The organism is Blautia stercoris (assembly GCF_054657695.1).
This window is the reverse complement of sequence record NZ_BAAHYF010000001.1, coordinates 1,424,749-1,442,102: the sequence shown is the minus strand read 5'-3', so window position 1 is coordinate 1,442,102 and position 17,354 is coordinate 1,424,749. Positions and strand designations below refer to the sequence as shown.

Genomic DNA, 17,354 nt, shown 5'->3' with positions numbered 1-17,354 from the left:
AATAAAAAACAATAAAAAAATAAAGAAAGGAATCAAAACTATGCCAGATTTTGTAAAAAAAGAGGGTGCACCAACAGGTGACTTCCGCTCAGACAACAACTTTTTATTAGGTTACTTTGAGGAAAAAGACCATTCTCTTTACTACCGCTATGATGCAGAGAGAGTTATCATTGAACCTTGGGGAGATAACAGTTTCCGTGTCCGTGCATCAAAAATGCCTCAAATGCCGGAAGAACTTTGGGCATTGGATGGAAAACCGGAAAATCGCAGCTCTGAAATTACAATTAAAGAATATTCCGCAGAAATCGTAAATGGAAAAATTAAAGCGGTAATCAACAATATCGGTAAAATCAGCTTTTATAATCAGAAAGGTGAACTTCTCTTAGAAGAATATGTACGAAACAGAGAAGATATGTTTGCAGAAACCTGTAGTTCTCTGGAAGTAGAGGCAAGAGAGTTTAAACCGATTATCGGTGGAGATTATGAGTTGACGATGCGTTTTGAGTCAAATCCAAATGAAAAGATTTACGGAATGGGACAGTATCAGCAGAAATTCCTGGATGTAAAAGGTGCAGAACTTGAACTGGCACACAGAAACTCTCAGGCAAGCGTTCCGTTTGCATTATCTTCTCTTGGATATGGATTTTTATGGAACAATCCGGCAATCGGACGTGTAAGCTTCAATAAAAATATTACAACATGGGAAGCACGTTCTACTAAGAAACTGGATTACTGGATTACAGCAGGAGATACACCGGCAGAAATTGAAGAAGCTTATGCAGACGCAACCGGAAAAGTTCCGATGATGCCGGAATATGGACTTGGATTCTGGCAGTGTAAATTGCGTTATCAGACACAGGAAGAACTGCTTGAAGTGGCAAGAGAATATAAAAGAAGACAGATTCCGATTGATGTTATCGTAGTTGACTTCTTCCACTGGCCAAAACAGGGTGATTGGAGATTCGACCCGACTTACTGGCCAGACCCGGATGCAATGATTGCAGAATTAAAAGAAATGGGTATTGAGCTGATGGTATCTATCTGGCCGATGGTTGACTATAAGAGTGAAAACTTTGAAGAAATGAAAGCCAAAGGTCTGCTGACCAGAGTAGAAAAAGGTGTAAGAATCGATAATGTTTACATGGGAAATACCATTCAGTATGACTCGACAAATCCGGAAGCAAGAGAGTATGTATGGGGTAAAGCAAAGAAAAATTATTATGATAAAGGTGTAAAAATCTTCTGGCTCGATGAGGCAGAACCGGAATACACCGTATATGATTTTGAAAATTATCGTTATCACTTAGGACCAAACGTACAGATTGGTAATGTTTATCCGGCAATGTATGCAAAAACATTCTTTGATGGCATGCGAGCAGAGGGACAGGAAAATGTAGTCAACCTGCTTCGCTGTGCATGGGCAGGAAGTCAGAAATATGGTGCACTCGTATGGTCCGGAGATATTCATTCTACATTTGAAAGTCTTCAGAATCAGTTTGCAGCAGGTCTTAACATGGGACTTTCCGGTATTCCGTGGTGGACAACCGATATTGGTGGATTCTTTGGAGCAAACATCTATGATGAAGATTATCATGAAGTATTTGTACGCTGGTTTGAATATGGAACATTTTGTCCTGTTATGAGACTTCACGGTTATCGTATGCCATATCAGCCACAGCTTGGAACAACCGGTGGTGCAGAGTGCGTATCCGGTGCCCCGAACGAAATCTGGTCTTATGGTGATGATGTTTACGAAATCTGTAAAAAATACATTGAAATTCGTGAGGCAATGCGTCCATACACAAGAGAACTGATGGAAGCTGCACATGAAAAAGGAAGTCCGGTTATGAGACCTCTGTTCTATGACTTCCCGGAAGATAAAACATGCTGGGATAATGAATCTGAGTATATGTTTGGACCACAGATTCTGGTTGCACCGGTTATGGAACGTGGACAGAAAACAAAAGAAGTTTATCTGCCGGCGGGTACAAAATGGACAAACGTATGGACAAAAGAAGTATTTGAAGGCGGACAGACCGTTACAGTAGAGACACCAATTGAACAGATTCCGTTATTTACAAAAGAAGGATTTGAATTAGAAGTATAAAAAGATTCTGATGATATGTGAAAAGTAAACGGGTGTGCTGCACTGGTTGCCTTGGATGCAGCCGGTGCAGCACGTTTTTTATGGGGGATATTTGAGATGATTACACAAAAAGGAAATAAGATTTACAGACGACAGGATAAGGAATTACTTTGTATTGAACCATGGGGAAAAAACAGTTTCCGTGTTCGTGCGACACAGCGTTATGAGTTTGTACCGGAAGATATTTCTGCTTTACTTCCCCCACAGGAATGTAAAGTAAAGGTATTTGAAGAGGATGACTGCACGGTCATTGAAAATGGAAAAATCCGCTGTGAAATTACACCGACCGGAAAACTGCGTTTCAAAAATCAGGATGGAAAACTGTTATTAGAAGAGTTTGAACGAATTCGTGCGGATTACAGAAAAGAGTATAATAGTGCACTTGAGATTGTGCCAAGAACGTTTGAGCCACATCAGAATACGGATAATTTCAGATTGACCGTAAGATTTGAGCCGATTGACGGTGAAAAATTATATGGAATGGGACAGTATCAGCAGCCATATCTGGATGTAAAGGGCTGTACCTTAGAATTGGCACAGCGTAACTCTCAGGCGAGTGTTCCGTTTGTGCTTTCTAATAATGGATATGGATTTTTATGGAATAATCCGGCAATTGGACAGGTTTCTTTCGGAAAGAATGTGACGGAATGGACTGCAGTTTCCACAAAACAGATGGATTACTGGATTACAGCAGGAGATACACCGGCAGAAATTGAAGAGGCTTATGCGGATGCAACCGGAAAGGTTCCGATGATGCCGGATTACGGAACCGGATTCTGGCAGTGCAAACTGCGCTACATGACTCAGGATGAAATCCTTGAAGTGGCAAGAGAATATAAGAGAAGAAAGCTTCCGATTTCTGTCATTGTAGTCGATTATTTCCACTGGCCAAATCAGGGTGACTGGAAATTTGATACCGATTTCTGGCCGGATCCGAAAGCAATGGTAGAAGAATTAAAAGAGATGGGGATTGAACTCATGGTATCTATCTGGCCGACCGTAGAGGAAACCAGTGAAAATTATAAAGAGATGGAAGAACTGGGTTATCTGACTCGTTCCGAACATGGAAAACGTCTTGGACAGCTTAATGTGGCAAGTGTGATTGATGTAACCAATCCAGACGCAAGAAAATACGTGTGGGAAAAAATTAAGAAAAATTATTATGATTTAGGAATCAAAATTTTCTGGTTAGATGAGGCAGAGCCGGAACTGACCGGATATGAATTCAGTCATTACCGTTATTTCCGCGGTGCAGATATGGAAGTTGGAAATATGTATCCGAAAGAATATGCACGTATGGCTTATGAAGGCATGGAAGAAGAAGGTCAGGAAAATATTGTAAATCTGCTTCGCTGTGCATGGGCAGGAAGCCAGAAATATGGTACATTGGTATGGTCCGGAGATATTGATTCTTCCTTCCGTTCTTTAAGAAGCCAGCTTGCAGCTGGTTTGAATATGGGAATTTCCGGATTGCCATGGTGGACAACTGATATCGGAGGCTTTCACGGTGGAAATATTAACGATGAAAAATTTAAAGAAGTGCTGGTGCGCTGGTTTGAGTTTGGAGCATTTTGTCCGGTTATGCGTCTGCATGGATTCAGAGAACCGTTTATCCCAGGTTTAAGTGAATCCGGCGGTGGAAAACACAGGAGTGGTTCTCCAAATGAAGTATGGACTTATGGTGATGAAGTACTTAGAATCTGTACAAAATATCTTGAATTAAGAGAAACTATCCGTCCTTATGTAACAGAACTGATGAAAGAAGCACATGAAAAAGGAACACCGGTGATGCGTCCATTATTCTATGATTATCCGGAAGATACAAAAGTCTGGGAAATCGAAGATGAATACATGTTTGGACCAGATATGCTGGTTGCACCGATTTTATATGAAGATATGAGAGAAAGAACCTTGTATCTGCCAGAAGGAGACTGGGTCGATATCAACTCCAAAACAGAATATAAGGGCGGAGATTTTGTGACCGTAGCAGCTCCGCTTGATACCCTTCCGGTATTTGTAAAGAGAGGAACACATCCGGAACTGGTATAACAGAAACTTAAAACAGGTTATAAGAAAGAGGGCTGGAATCAAATGAAAAAGACGGAAAATATGTTTGGATTTGGAGGAAGTTTTGTAGGGACAGTAGAGAAAATATTTGACATAATGGCATTAGGATTTCTCTGGATTCTTTGCAGCCTTCCGGTCATTACCATAGGTGCATCTACTACGGCACTGTATTATGCGATGGTAAAATCAGTAAAAAATAATGATGGGTATGTGACGAAAGAATTTTTCCGTTCTTTTAAGTTAAACTTTATTCCAGCCACAATTTTATGGATGATTCTTGCAGTGATGACATTTATCATGCAGTTAAATGTAGGAATCTTAATGAAGAAAAGCAGTGGCATGGTGGGTCTGTTTTTTATCTGCTTTTATGCACTGGTATCGGTTTATCTGATTATTGTGGCATGTTATGCATTTCCGGCACTTTCCAGATTTGATATGAATGTCGGATGGATTTTGAAAATTTCAATGTACATGGTCGTGCGTTATATTTTTACCAGTATCATGCTTGTAATTATACTGGTCTGCATTGGTGCAATCGTCTGGAAACTCCCGCTGCTGGTGTTCTTTGTGCCAGGACCGATTGCGTTTTTGATGTCAGAATTTTTAGAGCGGGTGCTCAAAAAACATGAACCGAAAGTAGAAGAAGGAGGAACAGCAGAATGAAATTTACCAATGGATATTGGATGTTAAGAGATGAAATAGAAGCTTCTTATGCAGTAGAATATGCAAAACATACTGTAAATGGAAATAAATTAGAGGTATATCTTCCGGCAAAACACATGTCAGGAAGAGGGGATGCGCTGAATATTGCACTTCTTACATTGACGCTTTCTAGTCCTCAGGAGGGTGTTATCAAAGTATCAGCGGTTCATCATAAGGGAATGCCTTATAAAGGACCGTTTGCAGCAGTAAAAAATGAAAATCCAAATGTCACAATTGAAGATACAGAAGACCAGCTGATTTATAAGAGCGGTACATTAAAAGCAGTCATTGATAAGGCTCCAAATGCATATAAACTGGCATTTTATGAGGGCGATACATTCTTAACAGAATCCAGTTTCAGAAACCTTGCTTACATGCATAACCGTGAAACCGGAAAGAATTATATGGTAGAGCAGCTCCTGCTCGATGTAGGCGAGTATGTTTACGGACTTGGCGAACGTTTCACTCCGTTTGTAAAAAATGGACAGATTGTAGAAATGTGGAACGAAGATGGCGGAACGGCAAGTGAGATTGCTTACAAAAACATTCCGTTCTATATTACAAATAAAGGTTACGGCGTTTTGGTTGACAATGAGGGTGACGTTGCTTACGAAATCGGAAGTGAAAAAGTAGAACGAGTACAGTTCTCTGTAGAATCTGAAAGACTGGATTACTATTTTATCAGCGGAAAAACTCCGATGGGAACAGTAGAAAAATATACAGAATTAACCGGAAAACCGGCACTGCCTCCGGCATGGTCCTTTGGTCTGTGGCTGACTACTTCCTTTACAACAGATTATGATGAAAATACAACCTCCGGTTTTATTCAGGGAATGGCAGACAGAGACATTCCGCTTCATGTATTCCACTTTGACTGCTACTGGATGGAACGGTTTAAATGGTGCAATTTCCAGTGGGATCATGAGGTAACAACAGACCCGAAAGGAATGTTAAAACGCTATCATGACAAAGGGTTAAAAATTTGTGTATGGATTAATCCATATATTGGACAGCAGTCCGAATTGTTTGAAGAGGGAATGGAACATGGCTATTTCATCAAACGTATAGATGGAAGTGTATGGCAGACTGATTTATGGCAGCCGGGAATGGCAGTTGTAGACTTTACCAATCCGGAAGCATGCAAATGGTACCAGAGCAAATTAAAAGCACTGCTTGATGATGGGGTAGACTGCTTTAAGACAGACTTTGGTGAGAGAATCCCGGTAAAAGGAATTCAGTATTATGATGGTTCTGACCCGGTTAAAATGCATAACTACTTTACATTCTTATATAATAAGGCTGTATTTGAAGTACTTGAAAAAGAAAGAGGAAAAGGCGAAGCAGTTTTATTTGCCCGTTCCGCAACGGTAGGCGGACAGCAGTTCCCAGCACATTGGGGTGGAGACTGCTCTGCAACTTATGTATCAATGGCAGAAACCCTTCGAGGCGGACTTTCCCTTTCTGCGGGTGGATTTGGATTCTGGAGTCATGATATCAGTGGATTTGAGCAGACTGCTCCGGCAGATATCTATAAGAGATGGTGTCAGTTTGGACTGCTTTCTTCTCATAGCCGTCTGCATGGTTCTTCTTCTTACCGTGTGCCGTGGTTATTTGATGAAGAATCCTGTGTTATCTTAAAAGAATTTGTAAACTTAAAATGTCGTCTGATGCCGTATATCTATGAGCAGGCGGTAAAAGCACATAAAAACGGAACACCGGTGCTGCGTCCGATGATGCTGGAATTTTCAGAAGACAGAGCCTGCGACTGCCTTGATTTACAGTATATGTTTGGTCCGTCTCTTTTAGTTGCTCCTGTCTTCAAAGAAAGTGGAGAAGTAAGTTACTATCTGCCAAAAGGAACCTGGATTAACCTGATTACAGGAGAAAAGAAAGAGGGCGGAACATGGATAAAAGAAACGCATGATTATCATTCTCTTCCACTGATGGTTCGTGAAAATACCATCCTTCCGATGGGGGCAAGCGAGACAGAAGCAGAATATGATTATGCCGATGGTGTTACACTTGTACTTTCTGAATTTTCAGATGGAGCAAGTGCAGAAGTAGAAATTCCGGATACAAAAGGAAATACAGTTATGAAAGCTTACGCAGTCCGCAAAGGCGATGAAATCGAAGTTTCTGTAGAAGGCAGAAATGGTAACTTTACTGTGAAAAATCTTGGAAGCGGAACAGTTGTTGTAAAATAATTACGGTTTCTATTCTATAATAAAAGTATGTAATACCATACGATGCGACTTGACAATTTGTTTGTCAAGTCGTATTTTATTTTATAAGAAATAAGAAAAATTTTATCATTAAGACATTGGCAACTATCGTTAAATATGTTACAATAATGTTACAAAAAAATTAAAAAGGTGAGAAAATGAATTTATATGAAGCGATATTTTTAAGAAAATCAGTACGAAATTATGAGATGGAAGCACTCAAACCATCACTGCTTACTGAGATAAAAGATTATTGTAAACAGATAGAGGGATTAAATCCAGGAATTACCACGGATATTTCAATTATAGATAATACCAAAGGACAGTATAAGAGAGTTCATCTGCTGGGAGTAAAAGCCCCGTATTATCTGGCGTTTTATTCAGAAGATAAAGATAAGGCAATGTTAAATGCAGGATACATTTTAGAACAGTTAGCCTTGTTTTTATGTACAAAGGGGCTTGGAACGTGTTTCCTTGGAAATGTAAAACCAAAGTTTGGAAATACCAATAAAGGAAATATGAAATGCATGATTATGATGGCATTTGGAAAGAGCCGGGGGGCACATACCAGAAAGCCGTCAGAGGCAAAACGAATGAGCCTTCAGGAACTCTGCGTTTATAAAGAAGTACCGCGGCAGTGGGTGAAACAGCTTTTAGAGGCAGCAAGACTTGCACCGTCAAGCATGAACAGTCAGCCATGGCGTTTTGTGGTCTATGACAACCGGATTCACGTATTTTCAAAGAAGCATAATATCACTTATTTTGGTATGGGAAAATATGATGAATTTAATCTGGGTGTGATGTTTTCACACTTAATGATTGTAGCAGAAGAACTCTGGCTGGATTTGGATTTGATTCGTCTGGAGGATATTTCACATAAGAATTTTTCAAATTGTGATTATGTGATGAGTGCCGTACTGCGAACCTGATAAAAAGAAAAAAGAAACGTACTCAATCGATAGAAGAAAGAGTACGTTTCTTTTTTGTATTTTGATTATAATACGATGGAAAAAATTTTGTTTGTTTAAACAAAAAGAGCGCGAGACGGGACTCGAACCCGCGGCCTCGACCTTGGCAAGGTCGCGCTCCACCAACTGAGCCACTCGCGCATGTCTTAACGACAAGTGATAGTATACTATAGAGATATGAGAATGTCAATACTTTTTTTGAAAAAATTTAGAAAATAGAATTTGTTACTTTATTGGAAAAAAGGATATGAATGTGGTATACTAAAGACCAGAAATTCAGAGACTTAAAATAACCTTTAATCAAGGAGGAAATCCGTTATGAAGATGATATTTGCAATTGTGCACAAAGAAGATGAAGGATTTGTAGTAGAACGTCTGAATAAAGAACATATCAGTGTGACAAAACTTTCCAGTACAGGTGGATTTATGAGAAAAGGAAATACCACACTGATGATTGGAACAGAGGATGAAAAAGTAGACACTGCAATTCAGATTATTAAAGAAGAGTGTTCAAGAAGAAAAGAAATGCTTGTGCCGACACCAACTTATTCTGAGGGAACAAGAGCACCGATACTGGGATATTCCTCACCGCAGGTTACGGTTGATGTAGGCGGCGCAACCGTATTTGTTGTAGATGTAGAACAGTTTTTAAAATTATAATGAGAGTGTCAAAAATAGAAAGAATAGATAGAAAAGCAGAGAAAGGAAGAAAATAATCATGGTAAGAAAAACAAATGTAGTAGTACAGCAAAATGTCAGAGGAGGGGAAGGAACCGTAGAGTTTCATCACATTCTTGCAGAAGAAGAATTATATGGACATGGAAAGCTTTATGCAAAAGTAGTGTTAAAACCACACAGCTCAATCGGGATGCATCAACATGTTGGAAATACCGAACCATACTTTGTTTTAAAAGGAACAGGAGTATTTGTGGATAATGATGGAAGTCGTACCGAAGTGCATGAAGGAGATGTTTGTGTGATTGAACCGGGACAGAGCCACAGCATGGAAAATAATACGGATGAAGACTTTGAGATGATGGCTTTAATCTATAACGAAGCAGCAAAATAATGTTACAAATTCTAAATGAAAGTTTGCTTGTAAAACCGCCGTTATAATGATATTATAATTAGATAACTATTATATCATTTACAAAGCGGAGGAACTTAGGATGAAAAAATTAAAAGTAGTAAAAGGCGCAAAATGTATGGCATGTCTGGAGTGTGTAAGAGCCTGTTCAACAAGTTTTTACAAAGAATTTGACCCAGACAAATCCTGCATCCAGATTATTGACAAAAATGGTGACGCAAAACCTATGGTTTGTGTTCAATGTGGAAAATGTGAAAAAGCCTGTCCAGAGGGTGCAATTACACAGAATGCAAAAGGCGTTTACATGATTAACAAGAAAAAATGTACCGGATGTGGAAAATGTGTGGAAGCCTGTCCATTTAATGTCATGGTGAAAGCAGAAGAATCACCGGTTACAAGCAAATGTATCGCTTGTGGAATTTGTGCAAAAGCCTGTCCAATGGATGTTCTTGAAGTAGTAGAAGACTAATAGATATTGTATTAGTGTACTTGACACATTACACGAATCATGAATGGTGGCTGCCGCAGTTTGTCTGCCGGCAGTCATTTTTTTCTATTTAAGCATGTTAATACTAATTTTAATTTGAAGTAAGTCCGCTTTTTGTTTCGTGAGGTGAACGATGATAAAAAAATATGAAACGTCAATCTGTTCCAATCAGGATGGATTAGAGTTATCCGTTTTATGGTTAGAACCGGAAAAAGAACCGAAAGGAATCTTACAGATTTCTCATGGGATGAGTGAATATAAAGAACGCTATCTTCTATTTATGCGATATTTATGTGAACGAGGGTATCTCTGTGCCATCCATGACCATAGAGGACATGGAAAAAGCGTAAAATATAAAAGTGATTTAGGATATATGTACGGAGGAAAAGACGATGCGCTGGTGGCGGATTTGCATCAGGTAAGTGTGTGGTTAAAAGACAGATATCCAAATCTTCCATTTTATATGCTGGGACACAGCATGGGAAGTCTGATTGCCAGAAACTATTTAAAACAATATGACTATGAATTGGAAAAATTGATTTTAACAGGACCGCCTTGTGAAAATCCGGCTGCTGATCTTGGGCTTTTGATTTCGAGAGCAGAGAAGCGGGTTTCCGGTGCACATCACAAGAGTAAACTGTTGGAATTAATGGCATTTGGTCCTTATGCATTGAAATTTAAGGGAGAATCCAGCCGTTCTTCCTGGGTGTGTTCCGATAAAGAAGTGGTAAGAAAATATGATGAATCGGAATACTGTGGTTTTACGTTTTCTGCGGATGCATTTGAGAGCTTAATGCTTCTAATGAAAGAAACATACAGCAAAAAAGGCTGGAAATTAAAAAATAAAGAACTGCCGGTTCTGTTTTTGGCAGGGGCAGATGACCCATGTGCAGGAGGCGGACGAAAATTTGTAAAAGAACTTCAGTTTATGAAATCCATTGGATACCGGAAAGTAACCGGAAAGATGTATCCGGATATGCGCCATGAAATTTTAAATGAGACTAAAAAAGAACTGGTGTATGAAAATATATACGAGTATCTGGAAAGGAAAAATAGAAGATAAAATATGTCAACAAAATCAGAAGTTCTGAAGCTTTTAGAAGAAAATAAGGGGACTTATCTTTCCGGAGAAGAACTGGCCATAAAACTGGGCTGTTCAAGAACGGCAATCTGGAAAGCGATGAAAACGCTCCGTGAAGAAGGATATGAGATTTTGGCAGTCAATAATCGGGGATATGCATTAAGTAAAGAAAATAATGTATTATCCGAGGAAGCAATCCGACTTGGGCTTAATAAAAAAGCGGTAAGAATAGAAGTAAAAAGAGAAATTCCATCGACGAACCAGTATTTAAAACAAAAAGGAATCGAAGAAGAATACGAAGAAGGTTCGGTGGTTGTGGCAGAGAGTCAGAGTGCCGGAAAAGGCAGACGAGGACGACATTTTTATTCTCCCGGAAAATGTGGACTTTACATGAGCGTTTTATTAAAACCGAAAAAAACGGCACAGGAAAGTTTAAAGATTACAGCAGCGGCGGCTGTTGCTGTTTGCAGGGCGGTGGAAAAAGTATGCAAGGTGTCTCTTGGAATTAAATGGGTGAACGATTTATATCTGGGAGAGAAAAAAGTCTGCGGTATTTTAACAGAGGCAGTCAGTGACTTTGAAACCGGAGATATTGAACTGGTTGTAGTGGGAATTGGAATAAACTTAAAAGAACCGAAAGATGGATTTCCCAAAGAACTCGGAGATATTGCAGGAACAGTTTTAAAAGAGGGAGAGCATGTAGACCGGAATCTTCTGGTTGCAGAAATCGTAAATGAATTGTTAGAAGAGTCCGAAAAAGATGGAATCCCGAAAGAGTATATCGAAAGAAATATTGTGCCGGGACGAAAGGTCTGGGTAGCATATGGACAACAGGAGAGGAGTGTGTTCGCAAAGCAGATTCTTCCAGACGGCCGTCTGTTAATTGAAAACGAGCAACATGAAGAAGAGATTCTGCCTTGCGGGGATGTGTCTTTACGAATCCGAAGGATGTAAAAAGCCGTGACAGGTAATCTGGATAAATAAAATACCGATAAAAGCACCGATACTGTCAATTCCGACATCACGCTTGGAAGGACCTCTTCCATCCACGAAGGATTGATGAAATTCGTCTGTGCAGGCGAAACCGACACTGATAAGTCCGGCAAGCAGAATCAACCAGATTCCACGGACACCATAGACATAAAGCGGAAGCGAAACACAAAGCGCAAGAATAAAGTATTCGGTCATGTGGGCAGCTTTTCGAACCGGAAATTCCAGTTTATCGGTGTAATACTGGATTCTTGTCTCATCAAGATTTTTGTCGAGCGCCTTATCGGCAACGACAACGATTTCACGGCTGATTTTCTGGCTTAAAGCACCAGACTGCGCTCCGCTCTGTCCTGAGAAGGAAAAGATTAAATACATCATGCAAAGGGCAGGAATGAAAGAGAGCGGTTTTAAAAGTAATATAAAAAACTTTTTCATAAGAATGATCCTTTCTTAAAACTTTGAACTATCATAAGTGTTAATAGGTTAGATTAGACTATAGCACGTTTGGCTATGGATGTAAATAAAGAGAAAAAACTAAAAAAGCATTAGAAAAGAGGAAAACATGAGTTACGCAGATGAATTATTTGTAAAAATGTGCCGTGATATTTTGGATAACGGTACAGATACAAAGGGCGAAAAAGTCCGCCCGAAATGGGAAGATACCAATGAAAGTGCTTATACAATCAAACGATTTGGAGTGGTAAACCGCTACGATTTAAGAAAAGAATTTCCGGCGCTGACGCTTAGAAAAACCGCATTAAAGAGCTGTATGGATGAAATTTTATGGATTTATCAGAAAAAATCCAATAATGTCAATGATTTACATTCTCATATTTGGGATGCCTGGGCAGACGAAAATGGTTCAATTGGAACCTGCTATGGAGATGTCGTGGGACGAAAATTTATTTATAAAGAAGAAGAAACGGACCAGATGGATTATGTGCTTCGTCAGTTGAAAGAAAATCCTTACAGCAGGCGGATCATGACGAATCTCTATCAGTTTGAATATCTGCACAGCGGAGCATTAGATCCATGCTGTTACAGCATGACTTATAGCGTGACAAAAGAGCCGGGAGAAGAACGGCTGATTTTAAATGGAGTGTTAAACCAGCGTTCTCAGGATGTGCTTGCAGCCAATAACTGGAATGTGTGCCAGTATGCGATTCTGCTTATGATGGTGGCACAGGTCAATGATATGATTCCCGGAGAACTGGTGCATGTGATTGCCGATGCGCATATTTATGACCGTCATGTGCCTGTAATTGAAGAATTAATTAAAAGAGAACAGTATCCGGCACCAAAAGTTTCCTTAAATCCGGAAGTGAAAGATTTTTATAAGTTTACTACTGATGATTTGATTGTGGAAGATTATCAGGCAGGAGAACAGATTAAAAATATTCCGATTGCGGTATAAGAAGAAAATAGAAAGACAGAGGAGAAATTAAAATTATGAATATTATTGTAGCAGTAGATAAAAATTGGGCGATTGGAAAAGAAAATAAACTGTTGGTGAGTATTCCGGCAGATATGAAATTTTTCCGCAGTACCACGACCGGAAAAGTAGTTGTGATGGGAAGAAAAACTTTAGAAAGCTTTCCAAATGGACTGCCTCTTAAGAACCGTACCAATATTGTGCTGACAAAAGATAAAAACTATAAAGTAAAAGATGCGATTATCGTGCATAGCATAGAAGAAGCCCTCGAAGAATTGAAAAATTATGCGTCCGAAGATGTGTATGTAATCGGAGGAGACAGTATTTATGCACAGATGCTTCCTTACTGCGATACCGCTCATGTGACTAAAATTGATTTCGGATATGAAGCAGATGCATGGTTCCCGAATCTGGATGAAAATGAAGAATGGAAAATTGCAGAGGAAAGTGAAGAACAGACTTACTTTAATCTGGAATATTCTTTTGTGAAGTATGTAAGAAAATAAAATAAAAAAATCCGTTGGCAGTTAAAATTCTGTCAGCGGATTTTTTATAAAAAAATTAATTATTCGATTACTTTTAACCATCCTTCTGGAGCTTCGATGCGTCCCATCTGGATCCCTGTTAATGTTTCGTATAATTTCTGAGTAGTCGGTCCCATTTTTTCCATTCCGGAAGGGAATACGATTTCTTTTCCATGGTCAACAATCTTACCAACCGGTGAGATAACAGCAGCAGTACCGCAAAGACCACATTCTGCGAAATCTTTTACTTCGTCGAGATAAACTTCTCTTTCTTCTACTTTCAGTCCAAGATAATGTTCTGCAACATAAAGCAGGGAACGTCTTGTGATAGATGGAAGAATACTGTTAGATTTTGGAGTAACAACAGTGTTGTCTTTTGTGACAAACAGGAAGTTTGCTCCACCTGTTTCTTCTACTTTTGTTCTTGTTGCTGCATCAAGATACATGTTTTCATCATAACCCTGATTGTGAGCATCAACGATTGCATGTAAGCTCATTGCGTAGTTTAATCCGGCTTTGATATGTCCTGTTCCATGAGGTGCAGCACGGTCAAAATCACTGACACGGATTGTAATCGGTTTTGCACCGCCTTTGAAGTAAGGTCCTACTGGTGTAGTAAATACACGGAACTGATATTCATTTGCAGGTTTAACACCGATAACAGCGTCAGAACCAAACATGTAAGGACGGATATATAAAGTTGCACCAGAACCATAAGGTGGAACATAAGCAGCGTTTGCTTTTACAGTTTCAACAACGGCTTCAACGAAACGGTCTTCTGGGAATACCGGCATTTCCAGACGTTTTGCAGAATCTACCATACGAGCTGCGTTTAAGTCAGGACGGAATGTTACAATGTGTCCATCTTCTGTTGTATAAGCTTTCATACCTTCAAAAACAGTCTGCGCATACTGAAGAACTCCGGCACATTCGCTTAAGGTGATGGTATCGTCTGTTGTAAGACCGCCTTCATCCCATGCTCCATTTTTAAAATTTGAAACATAACGATAATCTGTTTTTACATAACCAAATCCAAGGCTGGACCAGTCGATGTTTTTTTTCTCCATTTGAATCTCCTCCATTCTTTGCCCATTGATACGATAGGTAACTATAAATTTGTTTTCCATTATAAAACTTTAATGCGGGAAATGCAAGAGAAGTTACATTGCTTTTTTAAGTCATATCAGATATAATTGAAATCAGTTCTGGTAAGGGCAGGATTGGAGTGAGAGAATATGCCAAAGAATGATTGGAACCAACTTGGAAATGATATAAAAAATATTGTGCAGGATGCAATTGAGACAGGAGATTATGGGCGCTTAAATCGTGATTTAGGTGTAACGCTTGAGAATGCGCTGGGAAATATGGCGACGAGTGTGAAAGATGCTGCAATAAAAAATCTGAATCATTTTTCAGGTAGTCAGCAGACAGCAAATCAGAGAAGAACTGTTTCACCGGAAAGACAAAGACAAGAGCAGAATATGCGGGGATATAAAAAGAAACTGGTGAAAGAAGCCAGAGAAAAATTCGCCCTGTATGTCAATACTTCAACTCCGAGAGCACTTGGAATTCTATTTACGATACTTGGAGTTGCACTTGTGGGAATGTTTGGAGTGACGGCTGCAACGCTTGGAATTGCAGGAGTCTTTATTGACGCAGTTGCAAATAAGATGCAAAGAGGAATGTTTGTATTTATAGCTGCGATAGTGGCAAGTGGAGCGCTTGGCATTTATGGAAATACGCTTCGTAAAAAAGTGAACCGCTTCCGTTCTTATGTACGGACTTTAAATGGAAAGACTTATGTTAGAATTGAGGAACTTGCAAAAGGCGTAAGAAAATCTCCAAAATTTGTAAAACGGGATTTGAAGAAAATGATTAAAAACCGTATGTTCTTAGAAGGGCATCTGGATGAAGAGGGAAATTATCTGATTACCAGTGATGAGTCTTATGAACAGTATATGCAGACAAAGAAAGCATCTGAGATTCAGGAAAGAGAGATGCAGGAAAAAGAACAGGCAGAACAGAAACTGCGGAGAACTCTTTCAGAAGAAGTGCAGGAAGTCATCAAAGAAGGGGAAGCTTACTTAGAAGAAATTCGAAGCTGCAATGAAGCAATTCCGGGTGTGGAAATTTCCAATAAAATGTATCATCTGGAGAATGTGATTTTAAGAATCTTCAAGCGGGTGGAACAGCATCCGGAGCTGATTTCGGACCTGCATAAATTTATGGATTATTATCTTCCGACGACCGTTAAATTGTTGAAAGCTTATGAAGAACTCGACAAACAGCCGGTTGAAGGAGAGAATATTAAAACAGCAAAACAAGAAATTGAAAATACACTGGATACCATCAATGAAGCATTTGAAAATCTTCTGGACAGCTTTTTTAGAAATACGGCATGGGACGTATCGACTGATATTTCTGTCTTAAAGACTATGCTGGCACAGGAAGGACTGACAGGAAATAAGGACTTTGAAAGTGTATCCGGAAAGGAAAATTAAATGAGCGATGAATTTAAAGAATTTGATGTGACACCGACACTTACTTTTGGGGTGGAAGAAGAAAAACCTGTCCCGAAAGAACCGGAAAAACCGACGGATCCAAATATGACTGAAGACGTATTGTCGGCGGAAGAACGCCAGATGGTGGAAAGTTTTTCCAAGCAGATTGATATCCGCAATTCTGCTGCAATCTTGCAGTACGGAGTGGGAACGCAGAAAAAAATGGCAGATTTTTCAGAAGAAGCACTCGCAAAAGTAACAACAAAAGACCTTGGAGAAGTTGGTGATTTGCTTGAAAATGTCGTGAAAGAACTGAAGAGTTTTGATGCGGTGGAAGAAGAAAAAGGTCTGTTTGGAATTTTTAAACGTGGCACGAATAAAATTCAGGCATTAAAAACGAAGTATGCCAAAGCAGAAGGAAATATCGAACAGATTGTGCAGACACTGGAAAAACATCAGATTCAGCTTTTAAAGGATTCAGCGACTATGGATAAAATGTATGCACTGAATTTGAATTATTTTAAGGAACTTTCCATGTATATCTTAGCAGGAAAGAAGAAGCTGCAAGAAGTGCGGGAAGGTGAGTTAAAAGAACTGACTTTAAAAGCACAGATGAGCAATCTGCCGGAAGATGCACAGGCGGCAAAAGATCTGGATTCAATGTGCCAGCGATTTGAAAAGAAAATTCATGATTTGGAATTAACCCGTATGATTTCGATTCAGACTGCTCCGCAGATTCGTCTGGTGCAGGGAAATGATACCTTGATGGCGGAGAAGATTCAGTCTACGCTTGTCAATACGATTCCACTCTGGAAGAGTCAGATGGTACTGGCACTTGGAGTGGCACATGCATCTCAGGCAGCAAAGGCACAAAGAGAAGTTACCGATATGACGAATGCCCTGCTTCGCAAAAATGCAGAGACATTGAAGATGGCAACGATTGATGCGGCAAAAGAGTCTGAACGTGGAATTGTGGATATCGAGACGTTAAAACATACAAATGAGAATTTAATCAGCACCTTTGATGAAATTATGAATATCCAGAAAGAGGGTCATCAGCAGAGAATGGAAGCAGAAGCTGAGATGAACCGCTTAGAAGAAGAGTTAAAGAAGAAGCTATTGGAAATAAACCATTAATTTTTGGAGG

Annotated in this window: 16 protein-coding genes and 1 tRNA gene; 14 read left to right on the top strand and 3 right to left on the bottom strand. The window is 39.5% G+C overall.

Annotated features, from left to right (window positions below; genetic code table 11):
* Positions 1-40 precede the first annotated feature (40 nt).
* The 5 genes from ACYQ2D_RS06915 (at position 41) to ACYQ2D_RS06895 (ending at position 8,066) form a co-directional block, all read left to right on the top strand.
* Entirely contained in the window at positions 41-2,107 is a 2,067-nt protein-coding gene (locus tag ACYQ2D_RS06915; RefSeq protein WP_459785004.1) for a glycoside hydrolase family 31 protein, read from the top strand.
* Positions 2,108-2,203: 96 nt separating this feature from the next.
* A complete protein-coding gene (locus tag ACYQ2D_RS06910; RefSeq protein ID WP_444138909.1) occupies positions 2,204-4,195 on the top strand; it encodes a glycoside hydrolase family 31 protein in 1,992 nt (663 codons plus the stop codon).
* Between the two features lie 42 nt (positions 4,196-4,237).
* On the top strand, positions 4,238-4,876 hold the full coding sequence (locus tag ACYQ2D_RS06905; RefSeq protein WP_117454995.1) for a YesL family protein: 639 nt from the start codon (positions 4,238-4,240) through the stop codon (positions 4,874-4,876).
* The gene (gene yicI, locus ACYQ2D_RS06900; RefSeq protein WP_459785003.1) at positions 4,873-7,119 is read left to right on the top strand and encodes an alpha-xylosidase; all 2,247 of its coding nucleotides are present in this window, start codon (positions 4,873-4,875) and stop codon (positions 7,117-7,119) included. The genes ACYQ2D_RS06905 and yicI overlap by 4 nt, the downstream gene beginning before the upstream one ends.
* Positions 7,120-7,295: 176 nt before the next feature.
* Positions 7,296-8,066, top strand: a complete 771-nt coding sequence (locus ACYQ2D_RS06895) for a nitroreductase family protein (protein WP_117454999.1) — start codon at positions 7,296-7,298, stop codon at positions 8,064-8,066.
* Positions 8,067-8,173: 107 nt separating this feature from the next.
* Here ACYQ2D_RS06895 and ACYQ2D_RS06890 read toward each other — a convergent pair.
* Positions 8,174-8,246, bottom strand: a tRNA-Gly gene (locus tag ACYQ2D_RS06890).
* A gap of 177 nt (positions 8,247-8,423) precedes the next feature.
* Here ACYQ2D_RS06890 and ACYQ2D_RS06885 point away from each other — a divergent pair.
* The 5 genes from ACYQ2D_RS06885 (at position 8,424) to ACYQ2D_RS06865 (ending at position 11,714) form a co-directional block, all read left to right on the top strand.
* Positions 8,424-8,765 carry a cyclic-di-AMP receptor gene (locus ACYQ2D_RS06885; RefSeq protein ID WP_117455001.1) on the top strand — a complete coding sequence of 114 codons (342 nt, stop codon included), beginning with the start codon at positions 8,424-8,426 and terminating at the stop codon, positions 8,763-8,765.
* 58 nt (positions 8,766-8,823) lie between these two features.
* A complete protein-coding gene (locus tag ACYQ2D_RS06880) occupies positions 8,824-9,174 on the top strand; it encodes a cupin domain-containing protein (protein ID WP_022304702.1) in 351 nt (116 codons plus the stop codon).
* A 100-nt stretch (positions 9,175-9,274) separates the two neighbouring features.
* Positions 9,275-9,661 (top strand): 4Fe-4S binding protein, encoded by a 387-nt coding sequence (locus ACYQ2D_RS06875; protein WP_022304701.1) that lies wholly within the window; start codon positions 9,275-9,277, stop codon positions 9,659-9,661.
* A 151-nt stretch (positions 9,662-9,812) separates the two neighbouring features.
* Positions 9,813-10,742 carry an alpha/beta fold hydrolase gene (locus ACYQ2D_RS06870; protein ID WP_459785001.1) on the top strand — a complete coding sequence of 310 codons (930 nt, stop codon included), beginning with the start codon at positions 9,813-9,815 and terminating at the stop codon, positions 10,740-10,742.
* Positions 10,743-10,745: 3 nt separating this feature from the next.
* The gene (locus ACYQ2D_RS06865; protein WP_117455005.1) at positions 10,746-11,714 is read left to right on the top strand and encodes a biotin--[acetyl-CoA-carboxylase] ligase; all 969 of its coding nucleotides are present in this window, start codon (positions 10,746-10,748) and stop codon (positions 11,712-11,714) included.
* On the opposite strand, the gene ACYQ2D_RS06860 is transcribed toward ACYQ2D_RS06865, so the two are convergent.
* Entirely contained in the window at positions 11,694-12,185 is a 492-nt protein-coding gene (locus tag ACYQ2D_RS06860; protein WP_117455007.1) for a VanZ family protein, read from the bottom strand. The genes ACYQ2D_RS06865 and ACYQ2D_RS06860 overlap by 21 nt on opposite strands.
* Positions 12,186-12,312: 127 nt before the next feature.
* Here ACYQ2D_RS06860 and thyA point away from each other — a divergent pair, with 127 nt between their 5' ends.
* The gene (thyA, locus tag ACYQ2D_RS06855; protein ID WP_117455009.1) at positions 12,313-13,164 is read left to right on the top strand and encodes a thymidylate synthase; all 852 of its coding nucleotides are present in this window, start codon (positions 12,313-12,315) and stop codon (positions 13,162-13,164) included.
* A gap of 35 nt (positions 13,165-13,199) precedes the next feature.
* Positions 13,200-13,688, top strand: a complete 489-nt coding sequence (locus ACYQ2D_RS06850) for a dihydrofolate reductase (protein WP_117455011.1) — start codon at positions 13,200-13,202, stop codon at positions 13,686-13,688.
* Between the two features lie 59 nt (positions 13,689-13,747).
* On the opposite strand, the gene ACYQ2D_RS06845 is transcribed toward ACYQ2D_RS06850, so the two are convergent.
* Positions 13,748-14,773 (bottom strand): branched-chain amino acid aminotransferase, encoded by a 1,026-nt coding sequence (locus ACYQ2D_RS06845; protein WP_459784998.1) that lies wholly within the window; start codon positions 14,771-14,773, stop codon positions 13,748-13,750.
* 168 nt (positions 14,774-14,941) lie between these two features.
* Here ACYQ2D_RS06845 and ACYQ2D_RS06840 point away from each other — a divergent pair, with 168 nt between their 5' ends.
* Entirely contained in the window at positions 14,942-16,207 is a 1,266-nt protein-coding gene (locus ACYQ2D_RS06840; protein ID WP_459784997.1) for a 5-bromo-4-chloroindolyl phosphate hydrolysis family protein, read from the top strand.
* Positions 16,208-17,344: a toxic anion resistance protein gene (locus ACYQ2D_RS06835; RefSeq protein ID WP_117455017.1), complete on the top strand. Its 1,137-nt coding sequence runs from the start codon at positions 16,208-16,210 to the stop codon at positions 17,342-17,344.
* Positions 17,345-17,354: the final 10 nt, after the last annotated feature.

Coding starts and splice junctions, on each gene's coding strand:
- ACYQ2D_RS06915 (WP_459785004.1), top strand. CDS start 41: ATGCCAGATTTTGTAAAAAAAGAGGGTGCACCAACAGGTGACTTCCGC.
- ACYQ2D_RS06910 (WP_444138909.1), top strand. CDS start 2,204: ATGATTACACAAAAAGGAAATAAGATTTACAGACGACAGGATAAGGAA.
- ACYQ2D_RS06905 (WP_117454995.1), top strand. CDS start 4,238: ATGAAAAAGACGGAAAATATGTTTGGATTTGGAGGAAGTTTTGTAGGG.
- yicI (WP_459785003.1), top strand. CDS start 4,873: ATGAAATTTACCAATGGATATTGGATGTTAAGAGATGAAATAGAAGCT.
- ACYQ2D_RS06895 (WP_117454999.1), top strand. CDS start 7,296: ATGAATTTATATGAAGCGATATTTTTAAGAAAATCAGTACGAAATTAT.
- ACYQ2D_RS06885 (WP_117455001.1), top strand. CDS start 8,424: ATGAAGATGATATTTGCAATTGTGCACAAAGAAGATGAAGGATTTGTA.
- ACYQ2D_RS06880 (WP_022304702.1), top strand. CDS start 8,824: ATGGTAAGAAAAACAAATGTAGTAGTACAGCAAAATGTCAGAGGAGGG.
- ACYQ2D_RS06875 (WP_022304701.1), top strand. CDS start 9,275: ATGAAAAAATTAAAAGTAGTAAAAGGCGCAAAATGTATGGCATGTCTG.
- ACYQ2D_RS06870 (WP_459785001.1), top strand. CDS start 9,813: ATGATAAAAAAATATGAAACGTCAATCTGTTCCAATCAGGATGGATTA.
- ACYQ2D_RS06865 (WP_117455005.1), top strand. CDS start 10,746: ATGTCAACAAAATCAGAAGTTCTGAAGCTTTTAGAAGAAAATAAGGGG.
- ACYQ2D_RS06860 (WP_117455007.1), bottom strand. CDS start 12,185: ATGAAAAAGTTTTTTATATTACTTTTAAAACCGCTCTCTTTCATTCCT.
- thyA (WP_117455009.1), top strand. CDS start 12,313: ATGAGTTACGCAGATGAATTATTTGTAAAAATGTGCCGTGATATTTTG.
- ACYQ2D_RS06850 (WP_117455011.1), top strand. CDS start 13,200: ATGAATATTATTGTAGCAGTAGATAAAAATTGGGCGATTGGAAAAGAA.
- ACYQ2D_RS06845 (WP_459784998.1), bottom strand. CDS start 14,773: ATGGAGAAAAAAAACATCGACTGGTCCAGCCTTGGATTTGGTTATGTA.
- ACYQ2D_RS06840 (WP_459784997.1), top strand. CDS start 14,942: ATGCCAAAGAATGATTGGAACCAACTTGGAAATGATATAAAAAATATT.
- ACYQ2D_RS06835 (WP_117455017.1), top strand. CDS start 16,208: ATGAGCGATGAATTTAAAGAATTTGATGTGACACCGACACTTACTTTT.